Origin of the sequence: Lutibacter oceani (genome assembly GCF_003384935.1) — a bacterium.
In the GTDB taxonomy this organism is placed as follows: domain Bacteria; phylum Bacteroidota; class Bacteroidia; order Flavobacteriales; family Flavobacteriaceae; genus Lutibacter; species Lutibacter oceani.
The window spans coordinates 471,718-484,180 of sequence record NZ_QTTQ01000010.1; the positions used below are offsets into that span (position 1 = coordinate 471,718).

11 protein-coding genes are annotated in these 12,463 nt (G+C 29.4%); 1 reads left to right on the top strand and 10 read right to left on the bottom strand.

Features of this window, described 5'->3' with window-relative positions; translation table 11 throughout:
* Nucleotides 1–38 precede the first annotated feature (38 nt).
* From BX611_RS07535 to BX611_RS07570, 8 genes are all read right to left on the bottom strand, one after another.
* Nucleotides 39–920, bottom strand: coding sequence for a glycosyltransferase family 2 protein (locus BX611_RS07535; RefSeq protein WP_115880488.1), 882 nt, complete (start codon nt 918–920; stop codon nt 39–41).
* Between the two features lie 118 nt (nt 921–1,038).
* Complete coding sequence (locus BX611_RS07540) at nt 1,039–1,959, bottom strand: class I SAM-dependent methyltransferase (RefSeq protein ID WP_115879772.1); 921 nt, start codon at nt 1,957–1,959, stop codon at nt 1,039–1,041.
* An 8-nt stretch (nt 1,960–1,967) separates the two neighbouring features.
* Nucleotides 1,968–2,735 carry a class I SAM-dependent methyltransferase gene (locus BX611_RS07545; protein ID WP_115879774.1) on the bottom strand — a complete coding sequence of 256 codons (768 nt, stop codon included), beginning with the start codon at nt 2,733–2,735 and terminating at the stop codon, nt 1,968–1,970.
* 7 nt (nt 2,736–2,742) lie between these two features.
* Entirely contained in the window at nt 2,743–3,342 is a 600-nt protein-coding gene (locus tag BX611_RS15255) for a CatB-related O-acetyltransferase (protein WP_115879776.1), read from the bottom strand.
* Complete coding sequence (locus BX611_RS07555) at nt 3,339–4,652, bottom strand: ABC transporter ATP-binding protein (RefSeq protein ID WP_115879778.1); 1,314 nt, start codon at nt 4,650–4,652, stop codon at nt 3,339–3,341. Before BX611_RS07555 ends, BX611_RS15255 begins: the two co-directional genes overlap by 4 nt.
* 355 nt (nt 4,653–5,007) lie before the next feature.
* Complete coding sequence (locus tag BX611_RS07560; protein WP_115879780.1) at nt 5,008–5,355, bottom strand: four helix bundle protein; 348 nt, start codon at nt 5,353–5,355, stop codon at nt 5,008–5,010.
* Nucleotides 5,356–5,556: 201 nt separating this feature from the next.
* A complete protein-coding gene (locus BX611_RS07565; RefSeq protein ID WP_115879782.1) occupies nt 5,557–6,426 on the bottom strand; it encodes an ABC transporter permease in 870 nt (289 codons plus the stop codon).
* Nucleotides 6,427–6,856: 430 nt separating this feature from the next.
* Nucleotides 6,857–7,909, bottom strand: coding sequence for an NAD-dependent epimerase/dehydratase family protein (locus BX611_RS07570; protein ID WP_115879784.1), 1,053 nt, complete (start codon nt 7,907–7,909; stop codon nt 6,857–6,859).
* A gap of 328 nt (nt 7,910–8,237) precedes the next feature.
* Here BX611_RS07570 and ftcD point away from each other — a divergent pair, with 328 nt between their 5' ends.
* A complete protein-coding gene (gene ftcD / locus BX611_RS07575; protein ID WP_115879786.1) occupies nt 8,238–9,926 on the top strand; it encodes a glutamate formimidoyltransferase in 1,689 nt (562 codons plus the stop codon).
* Between the two features lie 323 nt (nt 9,927–10,249).
* Here the strand turns inward: ftcD and BX611_RS07580 are convergent, their stop codons facing one another.
* Both BX611_RS07580 and BX611_RS07585 read right to left on the bottom strand, forming a co-directional pair.
* Nucleotides 10,250–11,689, bottom strand: coding sequence for a CCA tRNA nucleotidyltransferase (locus BX611_RS07580; protein WP_115879788.1), 1,440 nt, complete (start codon nt 11,687–11,689; stop codon nt 10,250–10,252).
* A 209-nt stretch (nt 11,690–11,898) separates the two neighbouring features.
* Nucleotides 11,899–12,462: an L-threonylcarbamoyladenylate synthase gene (locus tag BX611_RS07585; protein WP_115879790.1), complete on the bottom strand. Its 564-nt coding sequence runs from the start codon at nt 12,460–12,462 to the stop codon at nt 11,899–11,901.
* Nucleotide 12,463 lies beyond the last annotated feature (1 nt).

Sequence of the window (12,463 nt, forward strand, 5' to 3'; positions counted from 1 at the left end):
AATATATGGATTATTAAAAAATATACTTTTAATTATTGTTACAAATTAATAATCATTTGTTTTTTTAATCTTAAAAAAATAACAAAAAAATCATACGATAGCTTTTCATTAAATGTTGTTCGGTTCTTTATTTTTTTATACCTTCTTATAATATATTGCTTTCTAACTGTATTAGAAAACAAACTATTTTCTTTAAACACCTTATTTATAAAATTTACATTTTCATTAAAGTATATCTTATAATATTGCAAGGATTTTGTCTTGATTGATGAAACTCCTTTATCATGTTCTCTATAGTAGTTAATTGTCTCTTCATTATATATTATTTTTTTATTTAAAAAAAATTCATAATAAAAAACCATATCCCCAATTATACTATATTTAGAAAAGGATGCATCTTCTATTTTCTTATTTTTATTTTTTTTGAACACCATTGAACTAACATTAAAAAGAGGACAATTATAACTGAAATTTTCACTACTTAGAACAACCCTATTTTGATCTCTAAAAGCACTATGGCGCAAAATTCTTTCACTCTTTATAAAATTTTCCAATACAATAGTTTTTGCGACACTTATATCATTTTCTTTTAAATAATTTAAATGAGTTTCTAAAAAATTAAGCTCACAACTGTCATCACTTTCTGCTATCCAAATATAATCACCTTTCGCTAAATCTAATCCTTTTTTCCATTGTTTAAAGGGTGATCCAGAATTGTTTTTATTAATTACAATATGTGAAACTCTTTTATCTCTTGAATAATCTTTAATTATTTCTACACTATTATCTGTTGAAGCATCATCTAATAATATTACCTCAAAGTCTTTGAAGGTTTGATTAAAAATAGAATCCAACCGTTCTTTTAAGAAAAAAGCATGATTGTAATTTGGTATAATAACTGAAACTAATGGGGTTTGCATCAATTTTGGTTTTTGGTAAAAATAAGTATTTAATTTAAAAAACAACTAACACAGTATAAGTTTCAAAATACTACATTCCCTTATTATTGCAAATATTAAAGGGATTATTTTTTTTTTATTATATTATTTTTTTTAACCATAGATTACCTCCTCTATTATTATAGCAAAGAGGCATATTTTTAAACGCTTCTTCATAATTAGTATGCAAATAGTTAGAAAAAATTTCTATTTGAAAATCATTATTATACATTAAAAATGCTTTTAAAAAATAATTTTCATTCCAATTTCTACCTTTATAAACCCATTCTTTAGGATATTCAAAAGGATAAAATATATCATGAAAATGTATATAAACCCCTTCTTTTAATTTAGGTAATATTTCAAATAAAATAAAATGAACATCACTACCTGTTTTAACTACATGGGAACTATCAATAAAAAGTATATCGCCTTTATCCAATTGTTTAAAAACTTCAATGTCAATATTTTGAACAAAATCAACAATTATATTTGATGAATCTTTATCATCTTCTTTCAATAGTGAATATATTCTTTCTGGATAAGGCTCTATAAATGTAAGTTTGATTTGATTGTCAAAGAAAAACTGATTTGTATCTAACATAACAGATGAAGAAAAACCTGACCCAACTTCGATAATTTGTTTAGGTTTAATATATCTAATCATTGAATAAAGGATAATGCCATCAGTGTATGAATATAATCCATTTTCAAAAAAATATCGTGTTTCTTTATTTCTTGTTTTTTTGAATGGAATATCTGAGTAAAACTTATTAAAATGTGAAATCAATTTAATCTGTTCTTTTGTTCTCAAATTAATTCCATCAATACTATCTATTCTCTCACAATTCCAAATTTCATTCTCTCTTTTCTTTATTTCTTCAATTGAAACAATTGGAGAATAATAATGTCCAGGTCTATAACAACTATGTTTTTTAAAATTTTGACTTTCTTTATATAATCCTTTTATGTAAGGTAATCTGTTTAATACTTCTTTAGTATATCTTTTTAAATTCAACATAAATTTATTTATGATTTTGTATTAATCTCCAAAATTCTCATAAAATTTTCAAATGAAATAAGATTTAAACTTTTCACTCTATTCTTATCAAATATTTGAAACTCAAAAAAAGGATTATTAATTTTTGTTGGCTCTCCTAATTTTATTTTCTTAGAAATAATTCCAATTCCCCAATCTGAATCAATACAACAAGAAAAAAAAGTTGTGCTTTTTCTAAACTTATAGAATGCTTTCCATGTTGTACCATTCCAACTACCTCCTGATGGGGATAATACATATTCATAAGTTTCTCTAGCATGGGATTCTGTAGGTGGGTTGCAATCATGTACTATAATAAAGCCATCTTCACTTAAAAATTCTAATGAATTTAGAATATCTCTTTCCACTTGATTTGCTTGGTGTAAACCATCAATAAAAATTATATCAAATTTATTATTTGTAATTAAAATTTTATTACTTTTTAACTCACTAAAAAATTCATCACTAGTCAGTTTAAATTTTACAGGATTTGCTTTGTTTTCTACTCCAGGATCAACACTATATTTAAATTTAGCATTAATTTTATTAAAATTATGATCTGGATACCTTACACCAATTTCAAGATAATGAACCTCTCTATTAAATTTACTTACTAAATAATTTATTACATCTGTTCTTGAAGGGGTTTTGCCTTTTTCAATTACATTTTTATTATAGGCATCTGTATGAAAAAAGTCATTCAAATATCGCTTACCCAATTGATAAGTATTATTGATTTTTTTTAATTTATATCTCATTATAAATCTATTTTTTAAGGCGTTCAAAATCTCCAGAACAAAGAATATCTATGTTATCATTAATTCTTTTGGTTTCCCATTTCCACCATTCAATTTCTAAAAGAGTTTTTATAATCTCTTCGTTAAATCTAAATCTAATCAATTTCGCAGGGTTTCCTCCTACTATTGCATAATCAGGAACATCTTTAGTAACAACACTGCCAGCTCCAATAATAGCACCATTTCCAATTGTAACACCAGAAAGAATTATTGAACTATAACCAATCCATACATCGTTTTTAATAATCACATCTCCTTTTGATTTATGCTCATTATAATTAATAGAAATATCAAAACTAGAAATTGTTTTAAAAGGATATGATGATATCCATTCACTTTGATGTTCACCCCCTAACAGAATTGAGACATTTGGTGCAATTGAACAATAATTACCTATTTTTAAAGTAGTTCCTTCTTTCCATTCTAAAATTTTTGGTGTTCCATAGGTTCCTGCACCTACAGAATATTTTTTAAAATTTTTATCTTGAGAAAGAAAAAAAGGTTGTTTTTTAATTTCTTTATTTTTAATACCTAAAATTTGTTTTAATATGCTTTTAACTGTTTTCATATTTCTTTAGTAATTTCCCATTTTAAAAGTGGTCTAATAATTCCTGGCCAATTTCCTCCAATATTTTTCTTAACTGTCTCAACTCCTTCTATAAAATTATCTCTAACCGAAAATGTTAGCGCATTTTCAATTTTTATATGAATCCTATTTGGATTGTAATTGCCAATTGCCACAAGAACAGAATATTTACCTTCAGTTAAAAAATTTGATGGTATTTTACATTTAGTTTTTATTACAGCTTTATTTCCGTTATGGATAGTTTCCCATATTGGAGAATTAAATTCATTTGATGAAAATAATAAAACGTCATATTCATTAAAAACTTGAATAATTGCAGTGTTTTTATTCTCTATATTGAAATCCCAATAGTCAATTAAAATAAAAATATCCTCTGAAACATCAAAATCATAGTTTGGTATATTCGCATTATTTAATACACTTATTTTTTTAAGTCTAGCAAAAAGGTTACCTGGTGCTTCATTTATAGCATCCCAATTTTTATTAATCTTTATTGAATTCTTTAAAGAAATATAATTTTTAACAGCTTCATCAGTAGATCCTGTAAATACAACTTTTCCATTTTCTAATACTATCGCTCTAGTTGTTAATTTTAATATAGCATCCATATTATGACTTACAAACAACACTGTACGTCCTTCTCCTTTGCTAATATCCTGCATTTTTCCAATAGCTTTCTTTTGGAATTCTGCATCACCTACTGCTAATACTTCATCAATTACTAAAATATCAGGCTCTAAAAAAGCAGCGACAGCAAATGCCAAACGTACTCTCATACCACTGCTATAGCGTTTTACAGGTGTATCAATATAACGTTCACATCCGGAAAACTCAACTATTTCATCATATTTAGCATTTATTTCGGTTTTGGTCATTCCTAAAATAGCACCGTTTAAAAAGATGTTTTCTCTACCTGTAAGTTCTGGATGAAAACCCGTACCTACTTCCAATAAAGAAGCAATACGTCCCCTGGATTTTATACTTCCTGTTGTGGGGCCTGTAACCTTAGAGAGTATTTTTAATAAGGTAGATTTACCTGCTCCGTTTTTACCAATAATACCTAAAACTTCTCCTTTTTTTACTTCAATATTAATATCCTTTAAGGCCCAAACATACTCTGAAGTTCCTTTGGTTGCTCTATTATTTACATCACCTATTTTTAAAAAAGGATCTTCTTTTCCACGCACTTTATGCCACCACCTGTTTAAGTCGTGACTTAGCGTACCTGTGCCTACCGTTCCAAGGCGGTATTGTTTACTTAGATTTTCTATTTTTAATATTATCTCGCTCATTTTAATCGCTCTATAAAGTCAGACGTATTTTAGTCAGGCGTAAGACGGTTGTTCGTGAGACGGTTGTTCGTGAGACGGTTGTTCGTGAGACGTATTTTCGTGAGACGGTTGTTCGTGAGACGTATTTTCGTGAGACGGTTGTTCGTGAGACGGTTGTTCGTGAGACGTATTTTCGTGAGACGACTTCTCACTATTCACTTCTCACTTCTGACTTCTCACTATTCACTTCTCACTATTCACTTCTCACTATTCACTTCTCACTATTCACTTCTCACTTCTCACGTTTGACTTCTCACTATTCACTTCTCACTTCTGACGTTTGACTTCTGACGTTTGACTTCTCACTTTTGACTTTTCACGTTTTTCTTAAATAATTTCTAAATCCTAATATTAATCTTTTAACATCGTTTATTAATACTTCAATATTATTATTTTTCTCAGTATAATTTAACCTAACTGCAATTAGATATTGAGTTTCTAATTCAGATACAGAACCAAGTGCAATATGAAGAAACTGAACAAATTCTTTATCTCCTTTTCTTCCTGCACCTTCTGCAATATTTGAAGGAACTGAAACAGCAGCTCTTCTAATCTGACTTGTTAAACCAAACTTCTCATCATCAGGAAATGAACTTGAAAGTTTATAAATTAAAGCAACCAAATCCATACTCTTCTTCCAAACATCTAACTCTTTATGATTCATTTTTCTTTTTTTTATTCGTGAGATGTATTTTAGTGAGACGGTTGTTCGTGAGACGTATTTTCGTGAGAAGACTTCTCACTTCTGACTTCTCACTATTGACTTCTCAATATAGACTTTTCACTATTCACTTCTCACTTTTGACGTTTGACGTTTGACTTCTCACTTTTGACTTCTCACTTTTGACGTTTGACTTCTCACGTTTTATACCGTATCAATAAAACTCTTTTCCGTCTTGTTAAAAATTACTAAACCTATTAAAAATATAAAAATTGTAAAAACTATTGAAAATAAAATTCCTTTTATATTTAGTTCTCCTTCGTTTAATAGCATATACCTGGATGTTTCAATAATATGTGCCATTGGGTTGTATTCAACTATCCACGATATATTTCCAAGTTTTTCTTTTACTATCGACATTGGATACATTACTGCCGATACGTACATTAATAATTGTACACCAAAGGTTACCAAAAATGATAAATCTCTGTATTTTGTTACCATAGATGAAATAATCATTCCTAATCCAAGCCCTAATAATGCCATAATAATTACCAAAACAGGTAAAAATAATATGGAAATATTAGGATAAATTGCCAACCCTTTAAAAATAAAATAAATATAAAACCCAATAAAAATGAGTAGTTGAATTCCAAATTTCAATAAATTTGAAATCACATTAGATAAGGGCATAATAATTCTTGGAAAATATACTTTTCCAAAAATTCCTGCATTTTTTTTAAAAGTATCTGATGTAGAAGTTAAACACTCTCTAAAATAGTTCCAAGAGGTTACTCCTGCTAAATTGAATAAAAAAGGTGGAATTCCTCCAGTTTTTATCCCCGCAATATTATTAAAAATAATGGTAAAAATAATTGATGTAAATAAAGGTTGAATTAAGTACCATAAAGGTCCTAAAATAGTTTGCTTATATACAGTTATTACATCGCGCTTTACAAAAAGCATTAATAGATCGCGGTAGTGCCAAACTTCTTTTAAATTTAAACTAAGTAGCTTATTTTTAGGGGTTATTTCAAATAACCAATCGTTTGGCTCTGTAATTTGTTCTTTCATTAAATGACTTAGAATCAGTTTTAATTGGGGTTACTTTTTCTATTGGCGTAAATATACTTTATTCAATGGTAAACTAAAAATAAGATTTTGATTTTATACTTCAACAAGCTCAGACTGACTGTATATTTTTTATAAAACGGATTGCAAGATTGTATCACAATGTCAAAGCATACGTCATTGCGAGGAGTGATAATGACGAAGTAATCTTTTAATTTATAATTGCTTTAAATAATATTCGTACTAACTAAAAAGTATTCAACAGACTCAGACTGACCGTGCAACTCTAATCAAGCGAATAACCATACAGTATCACAATATCAAAGCTTACGTCATTACGAGGAGGATACTACGAAGTAATCTTTTAATTTATAATTGCTTTAAATAATATTCGAACTAACTAAAAAGTCTTCGACAGGCTCAGACTGACTTTTTAACTTCCTTTATTCAATTCTAAATACTTTTCTACAAAAGCTTTCACCCCATCTTCAAGCCTGGTTTCAGGTTTAAAATTTATATACTTAAATAAACTTTCAACATTTGCATAGGTAGATTGCACATCTCCAGGTTGCATTGGTTTAAATACAATTTTTCCCTTTTTATTTAATGCTTTTTCAATTGCCTTAATAAAATCCATTAAAGCAATTGGACTATTATTTCCGATATTAAATAGTTGATAGGGCTTGCTACTTTTTGATGACGTAGGCTTTTTGGGATTAAATGCCGGGTTATTCTCTTTTGGTGCCAATGGTAATAAACGTTTTACACTTTCAACAATATCACCCACATAGGTAAAATCTCTACTCATATCACCATTGTTAAACACTTCAAATTCTTTATCTTCAACCATTGCTTTGGTAAAAATATGTAACGCCATATCTGGTCTTCCCCAAGGTCCATACACAGTAAAAAAGCGTAATCCTGTACACGGAATGTTATATAAATTGGCATACGAATGTGCCATCATTTCATTTGCTTTTTTACTTGCCGCATACATTGCTAATGGATGGTCGGTACAATTGTCTTCGTGAAAAGGAATTTCTTCACTTAATCCATAAACAGAACTTGAAGATGCAAAAACCAAATGTTCAACAGGGTATGCTCTGCAACTTTCTAAAATATTTAAAAAACCTGTAATATTACTATCTACATACGATTGTGGATTTTCAAGTGAGTATCGCACTCCTGCTTGAGCCGCCAAATTCACTACATAATTAAATTGTTGTTCTTTAAAAAGTTGTTTTATATTTTCTAAATCGGTTAAATCTAATTTAATGAATGAATTATTTTCAACTTTTAATAGCTTATTATATTCAATGTCTGAAGTATTAAAACCAAGATCCTTTAATCGTGCTAATTTTAAATTTACATCGTAATAATCGTTAATGCTATCCAGTCCAACTACCTCATATCCAGATGCTACTAATAATTTAGCCAAATGATGACCAATAAAACCAGCCATACCTGTAATTAATACTTTTTTCATAAAAATTATTTATTATAAAATAAATTTAATAATTAAAATTAAACCGTCATTGCAGGATGGAGGGTTAAGAAAATGTTCTGTGAACATTTTTACCGTTCAGGCCAGCCGGCACAAGGCAAAATATAAATGAAGTAATCTGTTCCTTAGATGCAGATTACCACGTCGTTTTACCAAACTCCTCGTAATGACATTAAATTTCTTCATCCATCATCAACAAAAATAAAACTAAATACTACAAACAGTTAATATAAGCTGTATTTATTTTGATATAGTAACAATATTTATCAAATTAACTTTCTAAATTTGAACAACCAAATTAATAATAACAATGAATAAACAATTAATAGAATGTGTTCCTAATATTAGTGAGGGAAGAGATTCAATAAAAATAAATACGATAGCTGCTATAGTTGAAACTGTTGAAGGTGTAAAATTATTAGATATTGATCCCGGAAAAGCAACCAATAGAACGGTTATTACTTTTGTTGGTGAACCAGAAAATGTGATTGAAGCTGCTTTTAGATTGATTAAAAAAGCTGCCGAATTAATTGATATGAGTAAACATTCCGGTGAACACCCTCGTTTTGGAGCTACCGATGTTTGTCCGTTAGTTCCTATTTCTAATATAACACTAGAAGAAGCTGCTGTTTATGCACATAAATTAGGTGAACGTGTTGGTAAAGAATTAGGAATTCCCGGTTATTTTTATGAAAATGCTGCTAAAGAAGACAAAAGAAAAAACTTGGCAAATTGTAGATCGGGAGAATATGAAGGTTTAAACCAGAAATTGGTAAATCCTGAATGGAAACCTGATTTTGGCCCTGCAGAATTTAATGATTCTGTTAAAAAAAGTGGTGCTACTGCCATTTCAGCACGCGATTTTTTAATTGCTTATAATGTAAATTTAAATACAACTTCAACACGAAGAGCCAATGCAATTGCATTTGATATTCGTGAAGCTGGTAGAGTAAAATATGAAAATGGTGTTTCAGGAAAAAAAGTCTTGGATAAAAATGGAAATCCTGTTCGTATTCCTGGTAAATTAAAAGCGGTTAAAGGAATTGGTTGGTATATTGAAGAATATGGAATTGCTCAAATTTCTTACAATTTAACAAACATTAGCATAACTTCTATGCATGTTGCTTTTGACGAAACCGTTAAAGCTGCAACAGAAAGAGGGCTGCGAGTTACGGGTTCAGAATTAATTGGACTTATTCCTTTAAAAGCAATGTTAGATGCCGGTGACTACTTTTTAAAAAAACAACAACGTTCTTTAGGAATTTCTGAAGCTGAAAAAATTAAAATTGCAGTTAAATCTTTAGGTTTAGACGATTTAAAACCTTTCAATCCGAAGGAAAAAATTATTGAATATTTATTAGAAGATGACACTAAAAAACTAATAGATTTAACTGTTTCTGAATTTGCTGAAGAAACTGCCGGAGAATCTATGGCTCCTGGTGGTGGATCTATTGCTGCCTATGTGGGATCATTGGGAGTATCTTTGGGAACTATGGTTGCAAATCTTTCAGCTCATAAAGCTGGTTGGGATGATAAATGGGAATTTTATTCAGAATGGGCAGTAAAAGGACAAGCCTATAAGAATAAATTATTGTTTTTAGTTGATGAAGATACCAATGCTTTTAATAAAATAATTGATGGTTTTAGAATGCCTAAATCCAACCCTGAAGAAATGGAAGCCAGAAAAGAGGCTATTGAAAACGCAACAAAATACGCTACAGAAATTCCTTTTCAAGTAATGGAAACTGCTTTTAATTCTATGGAAGTAATGCAGGCAATGCTAAAAGAAGGTTTACAAAGTTCGTTATCTGATGCTGGTGTTGGAGTTTTATGTGCTAGAACAGCGGTAGTTGGAGCATATTTTAATGTTAGAATCAATGCTAAAGACATAAAAGACAGGGTATTTGCCGATAAAATAGTAGCTAAAGCAAATGCAATTTATCAAAATACTATGGCTCTTGAAAAAGAAGTAATTGCTTTTATTGATACAAAAATGTAGTATTTAGAAGAATTGCCAAACTATAACAAAGCAAACGTCATTACGAGGAGGAAACGACGAAGTAATCTTTTTATTAATTAACGGATTGTCACACTGAGTTAAGCCTGTCCTGAGCTTTGTCGAAGGGTTAAAGTGTTCATTTTAATCTAAATAAAATTTGAACTAACAAAAAAGTCTTCGACAGGCTCAGACTGACTGTAAAACTCTAATCAAAAAAACACGCATGTCACACTGAGCTTGTCGAAGTGCTCGTTTTAATCTAAATAAAATTTGAACTAACAAAAAAGTCTTCGACAGGCTCAGACTGACAAAACAAATAATTTCTATAATTTAGAGGAATTCCCAATTTTAACACCTAATTTCTCAGCTTGTTTTAACATAAAATCATAGGCTTCATCATAATCATTTGCAATTTTACCGTCTAAAATAGCTTCTTTAATGGCATCTTTTATCAGGCCTATTTCTCGGCAAGGTTTTAAATTAAAAGTTTCCATAATTAATTCACCCGAAATAGGTGGTTGAAAATTACGTACGTGGTCACGTTCTTCAACTTCTTTTATTTTTTCACGAACAATTTTAAAATTGTTATGATATCTTTCAAATTTAGTTGGATTTTTAGTTGTAATGTCAGCTTCACACAAAGTCATTAAGCTATCAATATCTTCCCCTGTATCAAACACCAAACGTCTAACAGCAGCATCTGTAACGTCAGATGCTAATATTATAGGACGAGAACTTAAAAACACCATTTTCTGAACAAATTTCATTTTATTATTCAAAGGCATTTTTAAACGCTTAAATAATTTGTAAACCATTTTAGAACCTACAAATTCGTGTGAGTGAAATGTCCAGCCAACTTTTTTATCAAATTTTTTGGTGGGTGCTTTTCCAATATCGTGCAATAATGCAGCCCAACGCAACCATAAATCTTCAGTATTTCTAGATATATTATCAACCACTTCTAAAGTATGGTAAAAATTATCTTTATGCTTCTGCCCTTCAACTTCATCCACACCTTGTAAATTAGTTAATTCAGGTAAAAACCGTTCTAATAATTTTGTTTTATGAAGTAATAATATACCCACAGAAGGCACTTCTGAAAGCATTATTTTGTTAAATTCATCTATAATACGTTCCCTGGTAATAATGTCTAAACGTTCAGCATTTTTTGTAATTGCGTTTAATGAATCTGTTTCAATTGTAAAGTTTAATTGTGTTGCAAAACGAATGGCTCTCATCATTCTTAATGGATCATCCGAATACGTAATATCGGGATTTAGAGGCGTTCTAATAATTTTATTTTCTAAATCTTTAATTCCCTCAAAAGGATCCAGTAATGCTCCAAAATCAGCTTTATTTAAACTTAAAGCTAAAGCGTTTATTGTAAAATCACGTCTGTTTTGATCATCTTCCAACGTTCCATTTTCTACTACTGGATTTCTACTATTTTCAGTATAAGATTCTTTTCTTGCTCCTACAAATTCAATTTCAATATCGTTATAACGTAACATTGCTGTTCCGTATGTTTTAAAAACTTGCACTTTTGGTTTATTTGGTAATAATTTAGCCACTTCTTGAGCCAGTTCAATACCACTGCCAATTGCCACAATATCAATATCTTTTGGAGTTCCTCTTTTTAAAAAATAATCACGCACAAAACCTCCAATAACATAAGTATCTAGCTTTAAATTAGTAGCTGCTTTTGAAATGTATTCAAAAATGGGATGCGATAATGCGTCTTTATAAGTATTGTTTTCTGACATATTTTCTAATAACCAAGTCTATAAAATATAAAAACCGTCATTCTGAACTTGTTTACTTATTCCTTACTTATTTTAACATATGGAATTCGTGAATCTTCGATTTCAGAATCTCATCAAACTGATAGACTATTACGATGTGAACCTGAAACAAGTTCAGGTTGACGAAACTTAATATTTTAAATAACTCCTGTTTTTTGCTTTAAAATTTATTAATCGCGAATTACAATTATTTCACCATTTTCAGCTACTTTTAAAATAGTAGATGATTTGTCATTCACTTCTTCGCGCTGCAAATTTACAATATAGTCAACGCTATCCAAAATTGCTTTGTCTATTTCTTTAAAACATTTTGGTGTTGAATTCCCACTAACATTTGCAGAAGTAGAAACTATTGGTTTTCCAAAAGCCGAAATCAACTGCTTGCAAAACTCATTTTGAACAATTCTAATAGCCACCGTGTTATCTGAAGCAACAACATTTTTTGCCAATCCTACTGGATTATTATAAATAATTGATGTTGGATTTGAAGTATTATTTAACAGATCAATAACTGTATTTGGTATTTTTGAAATATATTTTTGAAGCATTTCAATACCATCAACTAAAATTATTAAACTCTTACTTTCTGACCGATTTTTAATTTTAAAAATGGTATTTACAGCTACTTCAGAAGTTGCATCACAACCAATTCCCCAAACTGTATCTGTTGGGTATAAAATAACTTGTTCATTTTTTAGCACCTTTAATGCTTTATTTATTTCAGAAGTGAACATT